At 49.7% G+C, this 24,173-nt stretch carries 26 protein-coding genes; 5 read left to right on the top strand and 21 right to left on the bottom strand.

The annotated features are described in order from the left end of the window. Positions 1–4: 4 nt before the first annotated feature. From yegQ to Q9292_RS07005, 8 genes are all read right to left on the bottom strand, one after another. Complete coding sequence (gene yegQ, locus Q9292_RS07040) at positions 5–1,351, bottom strand: tRNA 5-hydroxyuridine modification protein YegQ (RefSeq protein ID WP_313986332.1); 1,347 nt, start codon at positions 1,349–1,351, stop codon at positions 5–7. A gap of 55 nt (positions 1,352–1,406) precedes the next feature. Continuing rightward, positions 1,407–1,826 (bottom strand): secondary thiamine-phosphate synthase enzyme YjbQ, encoded by a 420-nt coding sequence (locus tag Q9292_RS07035; RefSeq protein WP_194749819.1) that lies wholly within the window; start codon positions 1,824–1,826, stop codon positions 1,407–1,409. Between the two features lie 116 nt (positions 1,827–1,942). Beyond that, a complete protein-coding gene (locus tag Q9292_RS07030; RefSeq protein ID WP_313986329.1) occupies positions 1,943–2,731 on the bottom strand; it encodes a quinoprotein dehydrogenase-associated SoxYZ-like carrier in 789 nt (262 codons plus the stop codon). 95 nt (positions 2,732–2,826) lie between these two features. Beyond that, complete coding sequence (locus Q9292_RS07025) at positions 2,827–3,255, bottom strand: VOC family protein (protein WP_313986327.1); 429 nt, start codon at positions 3,253–3,255, stop codon at positions 2,827–2,829. 61 nt (positions 3,256–3,316) lie between these two features. Further along, the gene (locus Q9292_RS07020; protein ID WP_313986325.1) at positions 3,317–3,838 is read right to left on the bottom strand and encodes an adenine phosphoribosyltransferase; all 522 of its coding nucleotides are present in this window, start codon (positions 3,836–3,838) and stop codon (positions 3,317–3,319) included. A 91-nt stretch (positions 3,839–3,929) separates the two neighbouring features. Further along, positions 3,930–5,720 (bottom strand): aspartate--tRNA ligase, encoded by a 1,791-nt coding sequence (gene aspS / locus Q9292_RS07015; RefSeq protein ID WP_194749815.1) that lies wholly within the window; start codon positions 5,718–5,720, stop codon positions 3,930–3,932. Between the two features lie 32 nt (positions 5,721–5,752). Further along, entirely contained in the window at positions 5,753–6,352 is a 600-nt protein-coding gene (locus tag Q9292_RS07010; RefSeq protein WP_313986323.1) for a DUF502 domain-containing protein, read from the bottom strand. Positions 6,353–6,362: 10 nt separating this feature from the next. Continuing rightward, positions 6,363–6,629 carry a zinc ribbon domain-containing protein gene (locus Q9292_RS07005; RefSeq protein ID WP_313986321.1) on the bottom strand — a complete coding sequence of 89 codons (267 nt, stop codon included), beginning with the start codon at positions 6,627–6,629 and terminating at the stop codon, positions 6,363–6,365. 126 nt (positions 6,630–6,755) lie between these two features. On the opposite strand from Q9292_RS07005, the gene Q9292_RS07000 reads away from it, so the two are divergent. Further along, a complete protein-coding gene (locus Q9292_RS07000) occupies positions 6,756–6,950 on the top strand; it encodes a hypothetical protein (RefSeq protein WP_194749812.1) in 195 nt (64 codons plus the stop codon). Positions 6,951–6,976: 26 nt separating this feature from the next. Here the strand turns inward: Q9292_RS07000 and Q9292_RS06995 are convergent, their stop codons facing one another. Next, entirely contained in the window at positions 6,977–7,348 is a 372-nt protein-coding gene (locus Q9292_RS06995; RefSeq protein WP_313986318.1) for a glycine cleavage system protein GcvH, read from the bottom strand. Positions 7,349–7,562: 214 nt separating this feature from the next. On the opposite strand from Q9292_RS06995, the gene pbpG reads away from it, so the two are divergent. Then, positions 7,563–8,645 (top strand): D-alanyl-D-alanine endopeptidase, encoded by a 1,083-nt coding sequence (pbpG, locus tag Q9292_RS06990; protein ID WP_313986316.1) that lies wholly within the window; start codon positions 7,563–7,565, stop codon positions 8,643–8,645. A gap of 57 nt (positions 8,646–8,702) precedes the next feature. Here pbpG and Q9292_RS06985 read toward each other — a convergent pair whose 3' ends face one another. From Q9292_RS06985 to Q9292_RS06975, 3 genes are all read right to left on the bottom strand, one after another. Beyond that, complete coding sequence (locus Q9292_RS06985; RefSeq protein WP_379073753.1) at positions 8,703–9,104, bottom strand: DUF3106 domain-containing protein; 402 nt, start codon at positions 9,102–9,104, stop codon at positions 8,703–8,705. A gap of 172 nt (positions 9,105–9,276) precedes the next feature. Then, complete coding sequence (locus Q9292_RS06980; protein ID WP_194749808.1) at positions 9,277–9,648, bottom strand: DUF3619 family protein; 372 nt, start codon at positions 9,646–9,648, stop codon at positions 9,277–9,279. Positions 9,649–9,651: 3 nt separating this feature from the next. Further along, on the bottom strand, positions 9,652–10,227 hold the full coding sequence (locus Q9292_RS06975) for an RNA polymerase sigma factor (protein WP_275356485.1): 576 nt from the start codon (positions 10,225–10,227) through the stop codon (positions 9,652–9,654). A 318-nt stretch (positions 10,228–10,545) separates the two neighbouring features. On the opposite strand from Q9292_RS06975, the gene Q9292_RS06970 reads away from it, so the two are divergent. Both Q9292_RS06970 and Q9292_RS06965 read left to right on the top strand, forming a co-directional pair. After that, entirely contained in the window at positions 10,546–12,138 is a 1,593-nt protein-coding gene (locus tag Q9292_RS06970; protein WP_313986313.1) for a two-component system sensor histidine kinase NtrB, read from the top strand. Continuing rightward, on the top strand, positions 12,139–13,629 hold the full coding sequence (locus Q9292_RS06965) for a sigma-54 dependent transcriptional regulator (RefSeq protein WP_313986311.1): 1,491 nt from the start codon (positions 12,139–12,141) through the stop codon (positions 13,627–13,629). A 45-nt stretch (positions 13,630–13,674) separates the two neighbouring features. On the opposite strand, the gene Q9292_RS06960 is transcribed toward Q9292_RS06965, so the two are convergent. Then, on the bottom strand, positions 13,675–14,685 hold the full coding sequence (locus Q9292_RS06960) for a sodium:calcium antiporter (protein WP_313986309.1): 1,011 nt from the start codon (positions 14,683–14,685) through the stop codon (positions 13,675–13,677). Between the two features lie 126 nt (positions 14,686–14,811). Here Q9292_RS06960 and ampD point away from each other — a divergent pair, with 126 nt between their 5' ends. Beyond that, positions 14,812–15,369, top strand: a complete 558-nt coding sequence (gene ampD, locus Q9292_RS06955; RefSeq protein WP_313986307.1) for a 1,6-anhydro-N-acetylmuramyl-L-alanine amidase AmpD — start codon at positions 14,812–14,814, stop codon at positions 15,367–15,369. Here the strand turns inward: ampD and Q9292_RS06950 are convergent. The 8 genes from Q9292_RS06950 to Q9292_RS06915 all read right to left on the bottom strand — a co-directional run bounded on the left by Q9292_RS06950 (position 15,366) and on the right by Q9292_RS06915 (position 24,148). Next, the gene (locus Q9292_RS06950) at positions 15,366–16,283 is read right to left on the bottom strand and encodes a DMT family transporter (RefSeq protein ID WP_313986305.1); all 918 of its coding nucleotides are present in this window, start codon (positions 16,281–16,283) and stop codon (positions 15,366–15,368) included. The genes ampD and Q9292_RS06950 overlap by 4 nt on opposite strands. Before the next feature lie 269 nt (positions 16,284–16,552). Further along, complete coding sequence (locus Q9292_RS06945; RefSeq protein ID WP_313986303.1) at positions 16,553–17,089, bottom strand: GNAT family N-acetyltransferase; 537 nt, start codon at positions 17,087–17,089, stop codon at positions 16,553–16,555. 4 nt (positions 17,090–17,093) lie between these two features. Continuing rightward, complete coding sequence (locus tag Q9292_RS06940) at positions 17,094–18,320, bottom strand: dicarboxylate/amino acid:cation symporter (RefSeq protein WP_275356479.1); 1,227 nt, start codon at positions 18,318–18,320, stop codon at positions 17,094–17,096. Between the two features lie 214 nt (positions 18,321–18,534). Further along, positions 18,535–19,644 carry a glycosyltransferase family 4 protein gene (locus Q9292_RS06935; RefSeq protein ID WP_313986300.1) on the bottom strand — a complete coding sequence of 370 codons (1,110 nt, stop codon included), beginning with the start codon at positions 19,642–19,644 and terminating at the stop codon, positions 18,535–18,537. 18 nt (positions 19,645–19,662) lie between these two features. Further along, entirely contained in the window at positions 19,663–20,424 is a 762-nt protein-coding gene (locus tag Q9292_RS06930) for a glycosyltransferase family 2 protein (RefSeq protein ID WP_313986299.1), read from the bottom strand. A 4-nt stretch (positions 20,425–20,428) separates the two neighbouring features. Beyond that, on the bottom strand, positions 20,429–21,364 hold the full coding sequence (locus Q9292_RS06925; RefSeq protein WP_313986296.1) for a GDP-L-fucose synthase: 936 nt from the start codon (positions 21,362–21,364) through the stop codon (positions 20,429–20,431). A 4-nt stretch (positions 21,365–21,368) separates the two neighbouring features. Continuing rightward, positions 21,369–22,454 carry a GDP-mannose 4,6-dehydratase gene (gmd, locus tag Q9292_RS06920; protein WP_313986294.1) on the bottom strand — a complete coding sequence of 362 codons (1,086 nt, stop codon included), beginning with the start codon at positions 22,452–22,454 and terminating at the stop codon, positions 21,369–21,371. A gap of 41 nt (positions 22,455–22,495) precedes the next feature. Then, positions 22,496–24,148: a hypothetical protein gene (locus Q9292_RS06915; protein WP_313986292.1), complete on the bottom strand. Its 1,653-nt coding sequence runs from the start codon at positions 24,146–24,148 to the stop codon at positions 22,496–22,498. Between the last annotated feature and the right edge of the window lie 25 nt (positions 24,149–24,173).

Raw genomic sequence — 24,173 nt, 5'->3', positions numbered from 1 at the left:
GCACTTACAGATATTTGGCAACCATGGCATTATCCAGGGCAGATGCGGCAATCGGCAGTTTGACAAAATGCCCGCTGCCAGCAGCCTGCTGCACGGCTTCGCCCCGCTTATCAAAAAGCTGCTCCACCACAATGTCGCGGTTACCACTGGGGTGTATCAGTTGCAATTTGTCGCCTACGGCAAATTTGTTACGCGCCTGAATGGAAGCCAGTCCCTGCTCTGCATCATAGGCCACCACATCGCCGACATACTGGCTGCGATTGGCACTCGAGTGCCCCTGGACGTAATTTTGGTGCTCGGCGGTATGGTGACGCTGGTAAAAACCATCGGTGTAGCCCCGGTTGGCCAGGTTCTCCAACTCGCCCAGCAAACGCCAGTCAAACGGACGCCCAGCCACGGCATCATCAATCGCCTGGCGGTAATTCTGGCTGGTACGCGCCACGTAGTAGCGCGACTTGGTACGTCCTTCAATCTTGAGCGAATCGACGCCAATGGCAATTAGCTTCTCCACGTGCTCAATCGCCCGCAAGTCCTTGCTATTCATGATATAGGTGCCGTGTTCGTCTTCCATGATAGGCAAAAGCTCGCCAGGACGGCCTTTTTCCTCGATCAGGTAAACCTGGTCTGCCGCCGGATGGCGCGGTAATGAGCCACAGGAAGACAGATTGGATTGTTCCAGCTCGGCCTGAAAATCAAACTCTTTTAAACGGATCACGCCTGCGGCATCGGGCTGGGCATCATGCACCTTATAATCCCAGCGGCAACTGTTAGTACAGGTCCCCTGATTGGGATCGCGCGAATTGAAATAGCCTGACAGCAGGCAACGGCCGGAATAAGCGATACACAAGGCACCGTGAATAAACACCTCAAGCTCCATATCCGGGCATTCCTGGCGGATTTCGGCAATCTCGTCCAGCGATAACTCACGTGACAAAATCACCCGTGTCAGGCCCATTCGCTGCCAGAACTTAACCGAAGCGTAATTGACCGCATTGGCCTGCACCGACAGATGGACAGGCATGTCCGGCCATTGCTCGCGTACCATCATGATCAGGCCAGGGTCGGCCATAATCAATGCGTCGGGCTGCATGTCAATCACCGGCGCCATGTCGCGCATATAGGTTTTCACTTTGGCGTTATGCGGTGAAATATTGCTGGCGACAAAAAACTTTTTGCCGCGTGCATGCGCCTCCTGAATGCCAATTGCCAAGTTTTGCATTGAAAAATCATTTTCACGCACGCGCAAGCTATAGCGCGGCTGTCCGGCATACACCGCGTCGGCGCCATAATCAAACGCCGTACGCATGCGATCAAGATCACCGGCGGGCGCTAACAATTCAGGGGATTTCATTTCAATTTAGTCCATTAAAAAAGCTTATAGGTCAATCACTTGCAGCGAATGCCATTTATTCGCCGATAATTTTCACCAGTACACGCTTGTTACGGCGGCCATCAAACTCACCGTAAAAAATCTGTTCCCATGGGCCGAAATCCAGCTTGCCTTCAGTAATCGCCACCACCACTTCGCGACCCATGATCTGGCGCTTGATATGCGCATCTGCATTATCCTCACCAGTATCGTTATGGCGATAGCCACTCACCGGCTCGTGGGGCGCCAACTTTTCCAGCCATATTTTGTAATCATGGTGCAGGCCGCGCTCATCGTCGTTGATAAACACGCTGGCAGAAATATGCATGGCGTTAATCAGCACCAGGCCTTCTTGCACGCCACTTTCACGCACACACGCAACCACGTCACTGGTGATATTCTTGAAATCCATGCGTGCCGGAATGTTAAACCACAGCTCTTTACGAAAACTTTTCATGCTTTCCCTTTCCCCAAATAATGTTATTTTAACATTGACGGTGAGCAGGCCAAACGCGCCCACGCAGCGCAAATAAAAAAGGCCTCCTGAGAGACCTTTTTATGCATGCATCACGACTAACTATGGACATCCAGGCTTTGGCTAAACGTTTTGCCTTCATTATCCGTGGCGACCACTTCGAGCTTGCCCGGCGCATCGGGGATAAAACTGAACTTCATGTAAGGATCTTCACTGGTGCCCACACCGACATCGACCGTCATCAACTCCTTGCCGTTGTAGGTAAAGGTGGTTTTGTTAATATAAAACGCAGGCACATAGCCTTGTGAAACCAGATCGCGCTGCAAGCCGGTTCGCATCACATGTTTGATGTTAAACGTGGCCGTGGCGGGCTCACCAAATTTTGGCGCATCCACACTCATTTTGATCTTGCCCGCCGCCGCCCGCACTTCGGATTCATTATTATCGACGGTACCGCCACAGCCGCCCGCCGCACGAATCTCACGCTTACCCATATACAGCTTGCCATCTGCAGTTTCGCCAATCAGGCGCACATAAGAATCGGTTTCCTGACGGATACGGGTCGCCATCTGAAAGCCGTTCAAGCTGTCGGTCAAATGATAAGTGGACGCCAATTGTATCGGGTTGGCATCGACGATCACATACAGTTTCTTTAACTGGATGCCGTTGGCCGCCGCCTTGTCGTAAATGAAAGTGACGGGCACCTGTGCGCCGCTCTCGGCGCGGCGTGGCCCCTCCACTTTCAGGAAGTCAACTTCCTGAATCTCCCGCTTGGGGAAAAAAGCCTCTTTCACTACTGACCATAACTTGGGATCCGCCTCTGCATGCACCACACTTGCCGCACAGAAAGCCAACAACCCCACGACCATCATCCATGTTTTTTTCATACGATTCCCCATCTTCCATTTTTATCTTAGATTGCATGAAAAGGATTTTCTTATGCTTTGACAAATACAATATGTGATACGCATCACATTGCCACTCACATTTTGCTCGGGTCGCCAGATGGCCGCATCACATACGCCGGGTCACGGTACTCTTCAAAATTCAGCTCTACGCCATTACCGGCCGGATCCCGCAAGTTGATCTGGCGAACCCCATTGGCCAAGATGCGCGTGGTGTAAGTGATGCCGTGCGCCTGCAAGTGCACCTCCATGGCAGGCATGTCTGTGCAGGTGAATGAAACATGGTCATAGGTGCCATGCACATGCAACTGCGGCGCTTCTGCCGTTTTGTACTCGGCCAGATGAATCACATCGTTATCCCCGATATACAGCCAATAGCCATAGGTGGTACTCGCCACCCGCTTGCCCACCGTCAGCCCAAGCACCTCGCAATAAAAATCGCGCAGTTTGTGCATGGTTTCGCGGTCAGAGCGAAAATTGACATGATTGATTTCGGTCAGTGGCATAGTAATCCTGTGAGGTCCCGTGTGTTAAGTGGCATGCAAGTCGGCCACTATAGTACAAAACTTAATCGCCCTCAAATTGATACAAGGCAAAGCCTTGGACGCCAGCATTGGCTAAATGTTGCATCCCGCCCAAATCGGGCAGATCAATGATAAAAGCAGCCTGCGTTACCAGCCCGCCCAGCTGCCGAATCAACGCGACCGCGGCCAGTGCGGTGCCACCGGTAGCGATCAGATCATCCACCAGCAAAATGCGCTCATTTGCCTGAATCGCATCGGCATGAAGCTCCAGTGTATCGGTGCCATATTCGAGACTGTAAGACTGCTTGATGGTCTGCGCTGGCAATTTGCCCGGTTTGCGCACCGGCACAAAGCCTGCTCCCAGGCGTGCAGCCAATGCTGCGCCAATAATAAACCCCCGCGCCTCCACGGCGACCACCTTATCTACCGGCATCTGGGAACAATGTGCTGCCAGCGCATCCAGCACCGCTGCAAACCCGTGCTTATCCTGCAACAAAGGCGTGATATCCCGAAACTGAATGCCGGGTTTTGGGTAATCGGGAATCGTGCGTATCAGTGACAACATACTCTAAACATCCAATAAAAAACGCGCCCGTCTGGGCGCGTTGATCACAAAACAGAGACCTGCAACAATCTCGTGGCAAGTCGCCCGCATGTTAGCTGCCAGCAGCGTTTTGCTGACGTACGCGAATATGCAATTCACGCAATTGCTTCTCGTCCACCTCGTTAGGCGCATTGGTCATCAGACATTGTGCACGCTGGGTTTTCGGGAAGGCAATCACATCACGGATAGATTCAGCGCCAGCCATCAGGGTAACCAAACGATCCAGACCAAATGCCAAGCCGCCATGCGGTGGCGCACCGTATTGCAGTGCATCCAGCAAGAAGCCAAATTTCTCTTGCGCTTCTTCCTTGCTGATCTTCAATGCATCAAACACCTTGGACTGCACCTCTTGCTTGTGGATACGCACGGAACCACCACCCACTTCCCAACCGTTGAGCACCATGTCATACGCTTTAGACAAGCAAGCGCCTGGATTGCTGACCAACAGGTCTTCATGACCATCTTTTGGTGCAGTAAACGGGTGATGCAAGGCGACCCAACGGTCTGCATCTTCGTCGTGCTCAAACATCGGGAAATCCACCACCCACAATGGCGCCCACTGACGACCATCGACATGGCCTTTTTCATGGCCAACCTTGGTGCGTAGCGCACCCAGGGCTTCATTGACGATCTTGGCTTTATCGGCGCCAAAGAATACGATGTCCCCGTTTTGCGCACCCGTGCGCTCAAGCACGGCTTGCAAGGCATTGACGTGAATGTTCTTCACAATCGGGCTTTGCAGACCTTCTTCGTTCAGTTTGGTAATGTCGTTGATCTTGATATAAGCCAGCCCTTTGGCGCCATAAATTTTGACGAATTCGGTATAGGCATCAATCTCAGAGCGGCTGATGGCCGCACCGTTAGGCACGCGAATCGCAGCCACGCGGCCACCGGCCATATTGGCAGCACCGGCAAACACTTTAAAATCCACATCCTTCATCACATCGGTGAGCTCAGTGATTTCCAGTGTCACGCGCATATCAGGCTTGTCAGAACCGTATTTGTTCATGGCCTCAGAGAAGGGCATGCGCGGGAATTTGGCGGGCAGGTCGATGTCCTGCACCTTTTTCATCATGCGACGAATCATCTCTTCGACGATGTCCATGATGTCGTTTTCTTCCAGGAAAGAAGTTTCAATATCCACCTGGGTAAATTCTGGCTGACGGTCTGCGCGCAGGTCTTCGTCACGGAAACATTTGGTGATCTGGAAGTAACGGTCAAAACCGGACACCATCAGCAACTGTTTGAACAATTGTGGTGACTGTGGCAGTGCAAAGAACATGCCGTGGTGTACGCGTGAAGGCACCAGGTAATCACGCGCGCCTTCTGGCGTCGAACGGGTCAGCATCGGCGTTTCTACTTCGATAAAGCCATTTTCATCGAGGTAGTCACGCAGGTTTTTCGCCACTTTGTAACGCAACATGAGGTTTTTCTGCATGGCCGGGCGGCGCAGATCGATATAGCGATGCTCCAGACGAACGGTCTCGGTCAGATTGTCGTCATCCAGCATGAACGGCGGTGTCAATGAAGCATTCAGCACTTCGATCTCTGTCGCCAGCATCTCCACTTCACCCGTTGGCAGATTGGGATTCACGGTGCCTTCAGGACGGGCACGCACTTTACAGACCACACGCAACACAAATTCATTACGTACGGTTTCTGCGATGGCAAATGCGTCTTTGGTATCCGGGTCAATCACGATTTGCGCCAGACCTTCGCGGTCCCGCAAATCAATAAAAATCACCCCCCCGTGGTCGCGACGACGGTGAGCCCAGCCACACAGGGTCACGGTTTGTCCAATATGTTCGCGGTTCAAGTGACCGCAGTAATGTGTACGCATCATAATAATTTTATAAAGTTAAAGTGGTGTTGCGGTTAATGTTGTTTAGGCAAGGGCGCCACTGTACCCATGCTGATGATGTATTTCAAGGCCTGATCTACGCTCATATCCAGCTCAATCACATCCGCCCTGGGCAGCATCAAAAAGAATCCTGAGGTCGGATTAGGCGTGGTCGGCACATACACACTGACATATTCTCCCTGCAAGTGCTTACTCACATCGCCACCCGGTGTACCGGTTAAAAAGGCGATGGTCCAGACGCCCTGCCGTGGGTACTGAATCAACAATGCCTGGCGGAATGCGTTACCGGAGTCAGAAAACAAGGTATCTGATACTTGCTTGACGCTGGAATAAATAGACTTGACCACAGGCACGCGGACCAGCAAACCTTCCCATAACACAATCAGTTGCTGACCAAAAATATTAGTCGCTACCAGACCGGTCGCCAAAATAATGCCCACGGTCAGAATCACGCCAAAGCCTGGAATATCCACACCCAGCCAGGCTTCTGGCCGCCAGGCGGCGGGCAACAACAGCAGACTCTGGTCCAGCGTTTGCACTAAAGTTTTTAGCACCCACACCGTAATGAACAATGGAACCAGTACCAACAACCCTGTAATAAAGTATTTTTTCATGCTTGTCTTTTTAGTGGCAGGCGCAACCCGGTGAGCACTTGGCAGCGTCTCCGGCACTGGCAGATTCAGACGTAGAGCTGCTCTTGGCTGACTGGTTATTTTTGAAATCGGTGGCATACCAGCCACTGCCGGTCAGCTGAAAATTGGGCGCCGACACTTGCTTGCTAAAGGTTTGCTGCTGGCATTGCGGACAAGCCTCCACTGCAGGCGCAGAGACCTTACGCATCAACTCTTGCTGGTAACCACAGGCGGTACATTGAAAATCGTAGATAGGCATTTTGAACGTCAACCGAAAGATAACTTGCTTAAAAACTGAACAAAGACAAATTATACCCGATTCGCGTTACAAATCATAAAAAGCAGCGCGATGTATTTGAATTAAAAAGACTTTAAGGAACCCGCCATGCAATCACTGTCACTTAAAATACCCCTTAGCCTGATCGCACTATTTTTTCTGAGCTTAGCCAGCCGCGATTTGAACATCCATCACACCATGTTATCGCTAGATCAAAAAGCCGACACAGTGAAAGTAGCAGCCCTCACGCCAGCCGAATTGGCAGCCACCAAGCGCCCGCTCAGGATAAAACAGGCGGACTAAGCAACCCCCAGCTAAACCATCAGCCACTAAAGCTGTGATTCATAAGCTGATTGGTCAAGCAGCCCTTCTGCACCACTGGCAGCCGCTGCCAGCTTGAACAACCACGTGTCATAAGGATGATCATTAATGCGCTCAGGTGAAGACAATGCCTGTTCATTGACGGCGTCCACAACCCCGGTCAAGGGCGCATAGAGATCAGAACCGGTCTTGACTGACTCAATCAGGCCGCACACAGCCCCTTGCTCAACAGACTGCCCCACTTTGGGCGGGTCGACAAACACCACATCCCCCAGCATATTTTGGGCGTAGTCAGTAATCCCAACCAGCCATAATCCATCTTCGCCTTGCGCTGCCCAGGTGTGGTCTTTGGAAAAGAAGTATTTCAAGCCTGCTGACATAGAATTTAAAAATCAAAAGTTTAGTAGATAATTATTGTGCCATAGTCTGCACAACGCGCCAAAACTTATTCAGACAGGCAAGCAAATTGCTTAACTTTTCACACGAAAAAATTGCGATAAGTGATTGACGCTGAATAATTACTGGGCAATAATGAGGCGGGTTTCAGGAAGGTTGATTATGAGTTTTTACAAGCACTGTTTTAAAGTTTTACTAATGTGTTCAATTGCTTTTGCACCTGCGGGTCAAGCCATTGCCAAATCATCCTCCAAGAAACAAACCGTTTCTGCGAGCAAAAGTAAAAAATACAGCGCGCGCGTTTCTTCGCAGTACAGCGTTAACCCTGAAAAAACCAAAGGGATGCGCCCGGTGAAATTACACTCGCATGCCAGAAAAGCGGCGCGACCGACGGTCGATGCCGAGATGTTTGATTCGTTCCAGGGCAAATCGCTCAACAATGGCAATTTGTCCATCGCCTCCACCAAGGCGCTGGTCATGAACCAGAACACGCACGAGATCATTTACTCCAAAAACCTCGATACGCCGACGCCGATTGCCTCCGTCACCAAACTCATGACTGCCATGGTGGTGCTGGACGCAAAACTTAATCTAAATGAAGAAGTGTCCATTACTGAAATGGACGTTGACTACCTGAAAGGCACTTCTTCACGCCTGCCAGTCGGCACCACCATGACACGTGCCGACCTGTTGAACCTGGCTTTGATTGCTTCCGAAAACCGTGCAGCTTCTGCGCTGGCAACGCACTATCCAGGTGGTAAGGCCCGTTTTATCCAGGAAATGAACGCCAAAGCAGCCAGCCTGGGCATGATGAATACGCATTTTGAAGACTCCACCGGCCTGACCAGCAACAATGTCTCAACCGCCATGGACTTGGCCAAGATGGTTCACGCCGCGTATCAGTACCCATTAATACGCCAGATTACGACGACGTCTGACTACGACTTATATGTGAATAGCAGACGCCAGCCGATACACTTTCACAATACCAATGCCTTGGTGCGTGACAGCTCCAACAGCAGCTGGGAAATTGGCCTCTCCAAAACAGGGTATATCAGTGAAGCAGGCCGCTGCCTGGTAATGCAGGCAACCATTGCGGGTGAACCGCTCATCATGGTGTTGCTGGACTCCGTTGGTAAATTGACCCGAATTGGCGATGCCAAACGCATCAAAAAATGGATGGAACACAACTACAGCACCCTGACCTCCCAGAGTGCAGGCTCCGGCATTGTGCTGACCGGCCTGTCGATGAGCAAGTCTCTGAATGAAGAAGCCAACTAATCCTGAACTCTCATAAAAAAGGCCCGCATCCAGCGGGCCTTTTTTATGAGAGAAAGTTTAATGCTCTGCGCCATCAAACTCAGGATCATAACCTTCACTGATCGCCGATTTTTGCTTGTGCTGCTGCCACTGTTTGCGCAAAGCTTCTTTTTTCTCGGGACTCAAGCTTTGAAACTGCTGGTAACGTTTGCGCGCATTCTCGCGCTCGTATGGCGTCATGCGGCTCCATTTCACCAGTTGATGCTGGATGCGCTGCTGCTTCTGCGCATCCATTTTTGGATACTCCTTGGCAATATCGAGCATTTTTTCACGCTGCCAGGGCCGCAAGCTATCCCACTCACTGGCCAAAGGCGCCAACACGGTTTTCTGCTGTTCCGTCAACTGTGCCCAAGTCACATTGGCCGCAGGATCGGCCGGGGCCAGGTCATTCTTGATCGCCCCGATATCGGCCATCGCCATCACGCTCGAGGCAGCGGCCTCGCCCGGGAACGCTTCTGCAGCCACAAAACTCGGCAACGAAGTGCCGAAACAGAATATCCACCCTATCCACAAAGAATGATTTCGTATCATTTCTCATTATTCCATGAAAGCATTTTGTATCGCCCGGCGCACAACCCTACCCAAAGCGCCATCAAATATCTTCTGAATACTGCCAGGCAGCAAACCCGTTATCGACAAATGCCTCGACAGGCATATCATCGCTGAGCAACAGCGCATCATCATTCTGGCTGTTAGAGATAAACATCAAGCCCACCGCAAAAAAGATAGAGAACGCGGCCATCCCAGCGACACGGGGATGCCCCCATGAAGCCCATGACAACACATCCGACCAACCGGAACGGGCCTGATGCGCAGCTGCATGTTGCGCCAAAGCAGCCTGACGGGCCTTCGCCAACCGGTCTTGTACTGCGGCAGACAGCGGCCGATCATCCTGCTTGAGTGCCTGCACCCCTTCGCGCAGAGGGGTGGGCAAGTCATCATCCACGTGACGTTGTATCCTCATGCCTTACTCCTTGTTTGGCAGTTTCCGGCGACCAATGCCGGCCTGCTCCATTAACGTTGATAACGCACTGACTGCTCTGGAGCAGTGCGTTTTAACACTTCCTTCTGAACATCCCATCACCGACGCTGTTTCAGCAACGTCTAATTCCTCCCAATAACGCAGGACGAAGGCTTCCCGTTGACGTGCCGGTAATTTTGCCAGGGCTTTTTCAATCAGGCGCATCACTTGTGACCGCTCGAGTTGCTCGGCAGGATCCCCTTCCTGGGTTTCCACCTCTATCGTTTCAAGTGGGTCATAGTCTTCATCCTCTTGCGAACCGAGTGACGAAAACAGACTGGTCCACAAGTTGCGCACTTTCTGCCGCCGCCAGTAGTCGCGCATGGTATTTTGCAAAATGCGCTGAAACAACAATGGATATTCTTCAATCGGCTTGCTGGCGTATTTTTCAGCCAGCTTCATCATGGCATCCTGCACAATATCCAGTGCGGCATGATCGTCACGCACCGCATACGCCGTTTGCCTGAAGGCCCGTTTTTCAACCTGGCGTAAAAAATCCGATAGTTCTTGCGCACTCGCCACTACAAATTCCCATTCCCGCGATCGTCAGTTTCTCATGCTGACAAAGGTGCCATTTTTGCGACATTGTTGTGAGTGTTTATCCGTCTAAAACAAATATGCACGGTTTTATCTCCCTCTGGCAGGGAGTATATCAGTTTTAAATTTAATTACTGTTAGAATAAGCCTGCGAATTGCCACGTGATAACGGCCACAAGCTCAATAGCAAAAGCACACTATTTATGCTCACAATTAAAAAATAATGTTTATGCCTTCTCCAGTAAATTGCCAAGTAGTGCAAGCCGCCGCTCGGCAAACCTCCGTTTTTTCTGCGTGCGCCTTATGATGATCAGCACGATTGAAAGAACCCCTGATATCCAGCACTTGCGCCTGTATACGCTCTTCAGGCTGGGGGCCTCGGGCATGCTGTTTGGTAGCCAGTTGTGGCCATTTTTTCGCAACGCCCCGGCAGAACCCTCACTCACCTTTTGGGCATTGCTGTTATTCTTTTTGTACGCGATTGCCGTCAGTGTCAGCTTTGAGTCCCTGCAATGCAAGCAAGGGCTAGCCGTCAAGATCCAGACCAGCCTCGACATTGTTTTTATCGTGCTCATGCTGCATTTTTTACCTGGCAACCAGAGTGCGATTGGGTTGCTGCTCATCATCAATATCATCTTTGCCGGGCTGATCAGCGATGGCCGCTTTGCCATGTTTTATGCCGCCATTGCCACCATAGGCATTCTGCTCGAGAACACTTTTCAGCTGTTAAACCGCAACGTGCCCATGAACGATTACAGCAATGCAGTGCTGTTGTCATTGAGTTGCTTTGCCACGGCCTGGCTGGCACAAACGCTGACTGCACGCATGCAAAGCAGTGAAAAGCTGGCCAGCCAGCGTGGGCGTGATATTGAACATTTAGCCAAAACTAACGCCCTGATCACGCAAGAAATGCCTAACGGGGTGCTGGTGATAGACCAGCACCAACAGCTCAAACACTACAACCTGCAAGCCTGCAAGCTGCTGGGGTTGGAAGAATCACAAATGCTGGCAGCGCTGGAACTCTCCACCCCGGTGGAGCAACTGATTCCGGCAATCATGCAATTATTGCGTACGACGCCCTCGGCCAAACTGGCCTCGCCAGATGCCACCAAACTCAGTATCAACAATCGCGACCTCGGTATCCGCTTTCACGCCATCTCAGAAAATGCAGACAATGGTGTGGTAATTTTTATTGAGGACTGGTCACAAATACAAACCCAGGCCCACCAGGTAAAACTGGCAGCACTGGGCAGGCTGACAGCGAATATCGCGCACGAAATCCGCAATCCGCTCAGTGCGATTAGCCATGCGACGCAACTCATGCAAGAAGACTCGCAGCAGCCTGGCACGCAGCGCATGCTGCAAATTATTTCTGACAATGTGCAGCGGCTGGACCAGATTATCAAGGATGTGCTGGAGTTGAACCGGCGCGACCGCACCAATCAGGAAAAATTAAATATCAACAGCTTTGTGCTGGAGTTTTATCAACAGTTTTGTGCGGTAGAAAAGATTGCCCTGAGTGATTTCACGCTCAGTTTGCCTGCAGCAGAGACCGGCATTATTTTTGATCGTCGGCACATCAACCAGATTTTATGGAATCTGTGTAAAAATGGATGGCGACACAGTCAGCAACAGGCACAAAGCCTGCAACTGAGCGTCTTGAGCGATAAAAGCGGACAGTTTATTCACCTGCTGGTCAAAGACGATGGCCAAGGCGTGGACCCGAAAATTCAACCCCACTTGTTCGAACCGTTCATGACCACGGAGAAAACCGGGACCGGGCTGGGCTTGTTTATCGCAAGAGAGCTGGCTGAGGCCAATGGCGCAAAATTAAGTTATACCACGGGGGCCGGTGGCACCCAATTTTCACTGACAGTTAAAAAGGCAATTGTTTAAATGGCAAACACTTATCGTTGTCTGGTAGTTGATGACGAAACCGATATTCGCGAACTGGTCGTCCTGACACTGGAACGTATGGGCATACAGGCCGAGAGCGCCAGTACCGTCACAGACGCAAAACATATGCTGCAGTCTTTCAGCTATGACTTGTGCCTAACCGATATGCGCCTGCCGGATGGCTTGGGCCTGGAACTGGTACAGCACATCAATGCACAATTTCCGGGGCTGCCCGTCGCGGTAATTACGGCTTATGGCAGTGCAGAAAATGCGGTTTCTGCGCTCAAGGCCGGGGCCTACGACTACATCACCAAACCGATTTCACTCAAACAGTTGCGGCCATTGGTCGAGTCTGCGCTCAAGCTTTCCTCGCAAAAAGAATCTCAAGGAGCCAACACCGTCGATTTGATTGGGGCGTCTCCGGCCATGGGCTATGTCAGGACCATGATTGCCAAGCTGGCACGTAGCCAGGCCCCTGTTTACATCAGCGGGGAATCTGGCAGTGGTAAGGAGCTGGCCGCACGCCTGATCCACCAGAACAGCGCCCGCAAGGACCAGTCTTTTGTAGCAGTTAACTGTGGCGCCATCCCCGAGAACCTGATGGAAAGCGAATTCTTTGGCTATAAAAAAGGGGCTTTTACCGGCGCCGTTCAGGATACGCAAGGCCTGTTTCAGGCCGCCAGTGGTGGCACCTTGTTTCTGGATGAAGTAGCCGACCTGCCGCTGGCCATGCAGGTGAAACTGCTGCGCGCGATTCAGGAGAAAAAAGTCCGCGTAGTGGGGAGCACCATTGAAGAGGCCGTAGATGTACGCATCATTTCTGCCACGCACAAAAACCTCAATGCCATGATGGAAAAAGGCGAATTCCGGCAGGATTTGTATTACCGGCTCAATGTGATTCAGCTCAAAATGCCGGCCTTGCGTGAGCGCCCCGAAGACATTCCGGAGTTGACAGAACGTTTGCTGACCAAGTTGTGCCAGACACAAGGCATAGACATCCCGGTGATTGCCGATGATGCCAAAGTGTTTATTCAGCAACTGCCCTTTCATGGCAATGTCCGTGAACTGGAAAACATGCTGGAACGCGCACTGGCGCTATGCGATGGCCAGACCATTACGGTAGAGGACTTGTCGCTGGAGGACATGCCTGCGCAACTGAGTGATCGCCCGGTGTTGCCCTGGAAGGCCCCTGTATTGGAGCGCGCCAACGAACCCGTGGCGAAAGCGGCTGAGGTGGTCCCGCCAGCCAGCGCCGCACCCGCGACGGCCCCCGGGACCATGTTACCGATGGATGTGAGCTTGTCTGATTATCTGGAAGACATTGAAAAGCGCACGATTCTGCAAGCCCTGGAGAAAACCAACAACAATAAAACTGCGGCGGCCAAATTACTGGGCATCAGTTTCCGCACTTTGCGCTACCGTTTATCCAAGCTAGGATTATCGAAAGAGCAAGACGCGGACCTGGACGACGCAGACGGCGACGAAGAGTAAAACAAAAAGGCGACCAGAAGGTCGCCTTTTTTCATCCAGTCAGGGTTAGCTTAATACAATCGCCAGATAGGCCAGGTAGAACAGGCCGTTGACAAGCAGGTGCCATACCAGCAAACCACCTTTGGCAATGCGGTAACGCACCCAGATGGCCGCCAACAGGGTGATCAGGATGCCCAGCGCGACCTCTTGTCGCGGAGACCAGTCAGTCAACATAATGCCGATAGCCGGCAACAAAGTGCCTTGAAACACCATGGCACCGGTAATATTGCCAAACGCCAGCGTGTCTTTGCCTTTGCGTATCCACAAAATGCTGTTCACCTTTTCGGGCAATTCTGTAGCAATCGGGATAATCAGCAAAGACAGCAACAAGGCTGACACGCCCAAAATGGCAGCCGCAGTTTCCACCTCGTTAATAAAGCCTTTGGCACCGACGATAAGCAAGCCCAAGCCAAGCAACAATTGCAGCAGAATGGTGACCATGTTGGTGGGCAAGCCCAACCGGGATAACATCATGACATCCTCGGCCTCGGTCGCGTGCCCCTCCTCCACCAGGCCTTTAGACGCCTTGATGGTCATTAACACATACACAAAGTAGATCAGAATCATGAGGATACTGATACCGTAGCGCACCATGGGGACGGTGTGCGGAATAAACATGGCCACCGTGGCAAAGATAAACGCCAGAATAAAGAAATTCAGATCACGGATCAGGCCGGTGCGCTCGGGACGGATATGACCGTGTGCGCCACGACGCTTTAAGACTGAAAAAGCCATCAGACTGATAGATAAGGTTGCCAGCATCAATGGCGCACCCAAAATCGCACCCACCCCGATGTCATTGCCGGCATGGCTATCGCCCGTGGAGGACGTATACGAAAAAATCGCCAGCAATGGCACCAGCGTCTCTGGCAACGCCGTCCCCACCGCCGCAAAAATTGAGCCGGTCACGCCTTCAGAAATCCCCAGGCGCTCCCCTAAATGTTCCAGCGCGTTGGTAAACACCTCTGCGGCCACTAAAATCAGCACCAGCATCAGCAATAATTGTAAAAAAACCATACCTGTCCCTGTCTAGCGGTCATCAATCCTGCATGCGTCCACCGCCCGATTCGCATGTGCATGCCAAAGGTGTGCACGCGGGCGAAATCATAACGCAATTCGGTCAAATTCACCTACAATGTTCGTATGTCACGTCATTTGTCACCCATGATAGAAATTGATCATGCTGGCTTTGCCAGTCATGCGCGCATCATCACTTCGCCCAATCAGGACGACCGGCCTGAGCATGCGGCCATCGACATGATCGTGATCCACAATATAAGCCTGCCACCGCAACAATATGGCGGCGAGGGCATTACACAGTTATTCACCAACCGGCTGAATGCGGATGAACACCCTTACTACGCAGAAATTGCGCAGCTCAAAGTGTCTTCACATTTTCTGATCCGCCGAACCGGTGAGCTATTGCAGTATGTGAGTTGCGCGCAGCGGGCCTGGCATGCCGGCGCTTCACAATGGCAAGGCCGCGAACGATGCAACGACTTTTCAGTTGGCATTGAACTGGAAGGCTGTGATATTGAGGCGTTTGAAGATGCGCAATATGTCACCTTGCAAGCCTTGGTCAAGGCGCTACAGCAACGCTATCCCATCCAGCATATTGTCGGCCACGCAGACATTGCACCGGGGCGAAAAACCGACCCCGGCCCGTTTTTTGACTGGCAGCGCCTCTCTACGAATACTTAAGACTTCATAGCCTTATCCAGGCTCACTGCCATCACCCCTGCCAGCACCAGCAGGGTACCCAGCCCCTGTACCCATGAAAGATGCTCGCCCAGGAACAGGTAAGCAAGCAAAATGGTAGAGACCGGACCAATCGCACTGATCAGCGAGACTTTGCGGCTCCCCAATTGCTGGATGCCGAGATTCATCAACATTGAAGGTAGAACAGTCGCCACCAGCGCCATCAACAAAGCCAACCAGTAAACGGCCTGCGGGAATGAGACCACCTTTTCGTACGAACCATTGCAGGCAAAATGTGTAGCGCTCGCAAGCGCAGCCAAGCCCATGGTCAACGCAGTAAAGCGGCTGGCCCCCAACTTGGGAATCAGTTGCCCGCTCACCAGTAAATAACCGGCATAGACAATCGCACTAAGTAACACCAGCCCAGCGCCATACAAGGTGTCTGCAGAATCGAATCCCGCCAGCGCCACATCATGCCAGACCACCAGCACGACACCTGCATAGCTGGTCACCATGGCAAACCACTCACGCCGGGTAATCTGGTGTTTAAGAAAAATCGCACTCATCACAACGACCAAGGTTGGGTATAGGAATAAAATGACTCGTTCCAGCCCTGCAGAGACATAACGCAAGCCTTCAAAATTAAGCCACATCGACCCATACCCGCCAGCCATCGCTAACAATGCCAGCTTCCACCAGTCGTGGCGCGCCATACGCACAGGCGTGCCTTGGCGCATAGCCCACCAGCCAAGTGCAGCGAAGAAAGGAATAGCAAACGCCATCCGCAAGGAGATCAAGGTCGCTGCATCTACATGATAGCCATAGGCCAGCTTGACCATAATCGCTTTTGACGAAAAGGCCACGGAGGATAACAGTACCAACATGGCACCGTAATAGGGGTGTGTCGCGTCTTTCATATGTGCCCTAAATAAAAGGGCTCGCCGGGAGGTAGGAACAACAGATCAACCGCGGAGAGCCCGCGGTTGCATGAGATTTACGACAAGCAGCAACCGCGGCACGCTGAGGCGACCAGCCACAATGCCTTTCGGTGCATTGCCAACACAATAGTTGAGAAAAATTGCTTGTTCATAAGGTTGGGCAATTTACGTGGATTGGCAAAAATGGTCAAGCGTCTTGTGATACACCGACGACAATTGCCTGATGTTGGATGATTGCCACGATAGCCTCAACTTAAGCCAAGCGGCTTTTGCAGGGTGATCAGCTGCATGTTTTCGACCTTGGCCTGCCACATCTCTGGCTGGTAGGGAAACGGCCTGACCTCCCCGGTCCGCTGATAACCCAGCCGCTGATAAAACGCGATTAATGCCTGCCGCAGACTGACAACCGCCATTTGGCTGGCACGCACCTGCCAATGCTCCACCGCCCATTGCTCAGCCGCCAGAATCACTGTTTTGCCATACCCGCGGTTCTGCGCAGTCGGCTCTACGGCAATCATGCCCAGATGCACGGTCTGCTGTACAGCATGCCATTCGGCACACAGCGTCACCGTCAATTGTGATGCCAGCCAGCCTGTGAGTATCTGAATATCATCCCGTGCGAGCAAACTCAGCACTTCCGCTGACGTGGTACGCTTGCCATCGAGCAGATCAGCCTCCGTGGTCCACCCCGCCCGGCTGCTCTCGCCGCGATATGCACGATTTACCAGTGCCGCGATTCTGTCGGCCTCCTGCGCTTGCGCAGGTCTAATCACTAACTCAGTCATGACCTTATTGTGCTAATTTTTCAATGCGATGTTGTACCACCAAACTGCCTATCATATCGCCCTCGACATTCACGGCAGTACGGACGGTATCGAGCAAGCGGTCTATAGGCAACAAAATGGCAATGGCTTCAGCCGGCAATCCTACACTTTGCAACACCATCACCATTGTCACCATGCCCGCACTGGGAATCCCCGGGGCCCCCATGGCCGCGATCATGGTGGTTAAACACACCACCAACTGCTGCCCCAGCGACAAATCAATCCCGGCTAACTGCGCCACAAACAAGGCCGCGGCTGCCTCATACAGGGCTGTGCCGTCCATATTCATGGTTGCCCCTAGCGGCACCACAAACCCGGCAATTTCAGGCTTCACATGCATGTTTTGCGTCGCACACCGCATCGTCACCGGCATGGTCGCATTGCTAGAACTGGTGGCAAAGGCCGTCACCAACGCCTCCCTGGCTTGTCGCAAAAACCACACGGGATGTTTGCCTGTAAACAGAAACAACAAGACCGGTAAAACAATCACGCCATGAAACAAGGTCGTCCCGGTCACCACCAGCATAAACTTGGTCAAAGAGGCAAACAGGCTCACATCCTGGGTTGCGACCAGCTTGAATAACAGTGCAGCAATCCCCCATGGTGCCAGCCGCATGATCCAACCAATCATCTGCATGCTAAGGCCCATGCCCTCTTCAAACAACGCCAGCCATTGCGGATAGCGCTCGGACGCCATCACCAGCGCAATGCCCAAACACATGGCATAAGCCACAATCGCCAGAATATTACCCTCGGCCAGCGCCTTGAAGGGATTCATGAATATGCCGTGCAAAAACTGTGTGAAAAACTCGGGCAGGCTCATCTGCCTGGATTCAAACTGCTGCATGGCATGCGAAAACATTTCCAGATGCAGCCCTGCCCCCGGTTTAAAAAGATGGCTGGCAGTCAACCCAATTACCACCGCGATGATGGTCGTGGTAGCAAAAAACAGCAAGGTTGTTTTCCACACCACATCAATCTGACGATGCTGGCGCAGATTGGCGATGCCAGTCACAATCGCGCAAAACACCAATGGGATCATCACCATTTTCAACAAATCAATGAACAAAGTACCCACTAAGTTCGCCGCATATAACACACCCTCTGGCGCTTTTCCCTGCGCAAATAACCCCAGCGTTACAGCCACTACAACAGCCAGTAGAATTTGTCCGTTCAGTCCAAGCTTACTCATGTGCGTACCCTAAAATTGTCGGCTGAGGTTGCAATAAACAAAGAGGCAGCCAAAGCTGCCTCATCAATGGCATTAAGCAAACTCGTTACAGTGAATACCTAAAAATGAACTTGTCTCGTATATTGCAAAGATGGATGGCCGCAGTGACAGCGAGGAGCCTAACTCAATCTACCGCCATAACGTTACACTTCAGTAAGCGCCGATGTTTTGATCTCTACTTTACCAAACTTCGATATAAATCAACGTAAGATTTAACCATTTGGTCCGCTGTAAAATGCTCCCAATATCTTTCTTCAGCCCGCCTTCCCATTTCAGCCGCCTGATCAGGATGCTCCCATAAATACTGCATCGCTTGACGTAAAGCCGCAGGATCACTTGGGGGCACAACCAAACCCGTTTCATTTGCAATATTAATAAAAGTGGTGCCGGTGCCGATCTCACTAGAGATCATCGGTTTGCCATACATGGCGCCCTCCAGCAATGAGATACCAAATGCCTCCGACCTTAAGTGAGAAGGAAAAAGAACGCCATAACACAAAGTTAGCAACGCAACTTTATCCTCGTCCGGCAATTGTCCCAGAAAGTGAATATTGCGTAGCCCCAGTTTGATCGCCTGCTGCTTTAGCTCGCCCTCAATGGGACCTGCACCGACAATGACAATCGGATAATCTAGCCCTTTTGCGGCCTCTAACAAAATGTGCAGGCCTTTGTAATAACGGATAACACCTACAAACAAAAAGAATTTTTGGCCAACCCTGCCTTGCCAGTAGTTCAGCCTTTCGACTGATGGAACGGGGTAAGTTGCCTTATCTAATCCAATCGGAATAACGCTGACTTTATTCTTGTACTTTGTGAGTACATCACTGGTCGCCAAATAATTAGGGGATGTTGCGACAATACTGTTGACCGCGCCAAGAAACTTCCTCTTCAAAGGCCGATAAAACTTGAGGAGATGCTTCTGGCGAATAATATCCGAATGATAGGTTAATACTGTCGGCTTTTTCACCATGGTCGCAAAGTGAACAACATCCATGAACGGCCAAGGAAAATGGTAATGAATCACGTCAGCCTTTTTGGCTAGTTGCGCAAAACGCAAAAACGCTGACACTGAAAATCCTGTCGATGCAATCTGCAAGTCTAACTTTGCACGATGCGCCCAATAGCCATCCATCTCAATCACACGAGGCACTCGCTTTGGCGTCAGAGACAACACATCAGTCTGCACACCCCACCTATTTGCGCCTCTTGCGATCTGATTGATCACTTGCTCAACCCCTCCCATGGTATCTGGGAAAGATGTTTTATAAAAATGCAGTACTCTCATACCCTTAACCTGTAACAGTTATCTCGCGATTGATTTAAACCATACAGCATAAGGCTGAGCCAACCACCACTTTAATGGCACACTTCCATGATATTTGCGCACAACTGATATCGCCTCCTGATAATGGCGACGTCGCAACGTTTTGGTCTTGGTAGCCTCATGCTCTCGATTCACTGCTACGTAGTGATCTACAAATGCCAGTACCCCCACATGTTTAAAAAGGCGCCACCATAAATCATAATCCATGACCATGTGTAACTTATTATCTACCCCACCAACCGCATCCCATGCTGAACGGCGGATAAGTGTTGCAGGTTGCGAAATAATACAGCGTAAAGCCAGTCGATCTTCATCAAATGGCTCTACCCATACAGGCTTACGCTTACCTGTGTGCTCTATCACGTTCCACGCCCGTCCATACACTGCAGGAGCATCAGGATTTGCCTGCAAAGCACAGATCAAAGTCGATAACGCATTCGATAAAAACCAATCATCACTGTTTAACCAACAGACAAATGGAGCCTTACCCAAGCTGATGCCTTCATTAATAGCAGCTGCTTGACCATCATCTTTGGCGCTACGCCAACCAGCTAGACGGTCTGACCACTTATGGATAACATCGATGGAGTTGTCTGACGATCCCCCATCCATCACAAACACTTCAACAGGGACATTCTGCTCAAAAATTGAAGTCAATGCATCATTCAGAAAGCGCCCTTGATTAAAAGACGGTACAACGACTGTCACCAGAGGATTAACTTCTGAACGCGCTGAGGACATAGAACTATTCGAAAGATTTGGTCAGAAAATTGGCATATGACATTGCAATCCCTGCACGCAATGAAGTTTGTGCACGCCATCCAAGTTCAGCGAGTTTATTAACATTCAATAACTTACGTGGCGTACCATCGGGTTTACTGGCATCAAACACAATTTCCCCTTGAAACCCGACGACATCCATTACTGTCTCGGCTAACTCACGAATCGTCACATCCTGCCCAGTACCAACATTAAACAACCCCTCCTTGATATCATCGCGCTCCATTAAGAACACGCATGCATCTGCCATATCATCCACATACAAAAACTCGCGCATGGGCTTACCAGACCCCCAAACCACATAACTGGCATCATTGCGTAATTTAGCTTCATGCGCTTTACGGATCAATGCAGGTAATACATGGCTATTGTTGAGGTCGTAGTTGTCATTCGGGCCATACAAATTTGTGGGCATCACCGAGACATATTGTGTGTTGTACTGGCGATTATAACTTTCACATAACTTGATCCCTGCAATTTTTGCGATTGCATAAGGCTCGTTCGTCTGCTCCAAAGGGCCGGTCAGCAAGTACTCTTCTTTAATGGGCTGCGGACAGTCACGTGGATAGATACAACTAGATCCGAGGAAAAGCAATCTTTGCACACCAGACTGCCAAGCAGCATGCACAATATTTGCTTCCATCATTAAGTTCTGATAGATGAACTCTGCACGGTAGGTATTGTTGGCATGTATACCACCAACCTTTGCCGCGGCTAAAAATACATAGTCTGGTCGCTCCTGTTGAAAGAACTCTACAACCTTAGGCTGGTATGTTAAGTCCAGTTCCGCATGTGAGCGCGTAATCACATTTGTATAGCCTGCTGATTGAAGGCGTCGAACGATGGCAGAGCCCACCATCCCGCGGTGACCTGCTACGAAAATCTTCGCATTCTTATCCATAGCATTACTCATGGTAGTCTGGAGTACTGAAACCATGTCGTCGTACCAACTCGTCACGCTCGGCTGACTTCATGTCTTCCCTCATCATTTCACTCACCAATGCTTCAAAGCTGATTTTTGGTGTCCACCCTAACTTTTGTTTGGCTTTACCTGCATCCCCAAGCAATGTCTCCACCTCTGTTGGGCGGAAATAACGAGGGTCAACCGCGACGATGCATTTACCCGTGGAATCAAAGCCTTTCTCATCAACACCCTGACCCGACCAACGAATCGAAATGCCAATCTCCTTTGCAGCAGCATTCACAAACTCTCGTACGCTATACTGAACACCTGTTGCAATCACAAAATCCTCAGCAACCTCCTGCTGGAGCATCAACCACTGCATCTCTACATAATCCTTTGCATGCCCCCAGTCACGCTTTGCATCCAGATTGCCCAAAAACAAACAATCTTGCAGGCCCAACTTGATACGCGCAAGCGCACGTGTGATCTTGCGCGTCACAAACGTCTCACCACGTACGGGACTTTCATGGTTAAAAAGAATGCCGTTACACGCGTAAATACCATAAGCCTCACGATAGTTTACTGTGATCCAATATGCATATAATTTTGCCACTGCATAAGGCGACCGAGGATAAAACGGCGTTGTCTCCTTTTGCGGAATCTCCTGCACCAAACCGTAAAGTTCTGAGGTCGACGCCTGATAAAAGCGTGTTTTTTTCTCAAGTTTGAGAATACGGATTGCCTCTAAAATACGCAAAGCACCTAATGCATCTGAGTTGGCCGTATATTCTGGCTCTTCAAACGAAACAGCCACATGCGACTGCGCCGCGAGGTTATAAATCTCATCAGGTTGCACTTGTTGAATAATACGGATCAAACTTGACGAATCCGTCATATCGCCATAATGAAGTACAAATCGACGATCTGTATCATGCGGATCTTGATAAAGATGATCAATACGATCTGTATTGAACAACGAAGCACGGCGCTTTATGCCGTGTACCTCATACCCTTTTTCTAACAATAGCTCTGCGAGATAAGAGCCATCCTGCCCTGTTACACCAGTAATTAGTGCTTTTTTTATCATTTTCAACTTTCAATTTCTTTATTTAAATATTAGATATTGCATCATTTCAATTTGTTTTTATATATAGATATAGTCTCAGCGTTTGATATCTTGATTGGTTCAGAAACTCTCTCAAAGTTACCTGTGTTAATCAACATGTCTCGAAACTGAAATTCATATGGTGTAATCGCGTGATGTTGTATTAGCTTAGTCCCATCTTCTGGCAGAATTAAATAATTAGCATTTTGATTTGCTTCATTTACTAAATAAGTTAGCTTATCCTCGGGCTTATCACCTGGTAAATCAAGCCATTCTCTGTGATTTGCAAGTCCAGATGGTTGTAGCGCCTGTAAAGATAAGTTGTTTTTGGCAACAATATTATTTATTGAAACTGTAAAACCCTGATCATAGATGAGTGAATTTAAAATAGCTACGGAATCTAATCCGCCTATAAAGGTCATTTCAAATGTTGCATGTTTTCTTGAAGATCTTTGCATGTCACTTTGAATAGCAGTAGTAATTTTGCTTATACCATCCCCGGATGCAATCCACTCTGAATTAATATCTAAGTGTTTTTTATATCCATTCAGTATGTTTACAGCTATAGCTAGAATACTAAAAAATATTATTACTTTATCTAGCGGCTTTTTAGATCGACTATTTTCAAATGGCCCCAAAAAAAACATTAGCAGCCCTGGTACGGATGCCATAGAAACATAAGGGTTAATTGCAGTTCCAAATAATATGAGAAATGCAACAGGAACCACGCCGCCATATAGCATTACCCAGTTAACGGTAGAGTGCTTAAAATTGAAATTCAAAAATAGTTGAAATAAGAAAACTCCCATTCCCAGAATTACAAAGGGTATTCCAATATTATTTTTAAATAAGAAGCGCAAATGTTTAACACTTTCTGAAATGGGTAATGATGCATTTGCATCATCATTCCAAATAAAATAATAATAATGAAGGTAATCAAAATTTAAGATAAAAAACCATATAGTTAACCCAATCACAATTGCTAATGCTAACAGGTACGGTTTTAGTAATTTCAAATAGCTTTTTTGCCCCCCAAATAAATCTAGCAAAAATATCGGTCCAAATATAAGTAATGCGTAAACAGGAGTAGTAGCTCTTACAAGAAATGAAACGCTTAGCATCACGCTGAACAAAATCCAGAATCTCAACTTTTGAGTATGTCTGGCAATAACAAAAAAAGCTAACGCTGAGCCAATCGATAAGGCTTGTGACAAATCCATTCTGAAGTCGGAAAGGCCTCCATTATAGAAAAAAATGGCTGTATAACTTACCAGAACAAATGAAAAAATCAGTGATAGCTTGGCTGAATAATTTGTAATTAGTCTGAAATAAAAAAATGCAGAAAAAGACTGGGCAAAAACAAGTGGCAATTGAATAAATATTGCATCCGCACGTGCCGGAGAGCAAAAAACACCAAGTAGCGCAGCCTCAAACCATGGAAAGAAAACAGTACCCCCTATCGCTGCCTGTCCAATACCGGCTAAAAACCCTTGGCTATTGGATGTATGCATTACGATTGCAAGTTGATTCAAATACGACATTGAATCGTAAAAAGGGCTGTATTTAGAGTAGTAAAGGTGGTTTAGATAAACTGCATAAAATCCCAAAAGAGATACATATATAGCAATAGCTGCAATTGATAAAAACAGTGGTGAAGCAGGGTTGAACCGTTTCAAAATCAAACCTTACGTTAACATTATT

Source organism: Methylophilus sp. VKM B-3414 (assembly GCF_032248435.1).
GTDB lineage: Bacteria > Pseudomonadota > Gammaproteobacteria > Burkholderiales > Methylophilaceae > Methylophilus > Methylophilus glucosoxydans.
Note: the sequence above shows the minus strand (reverse complement) of the source record. Positions and strands in the feature narration are given on the sequence as shown.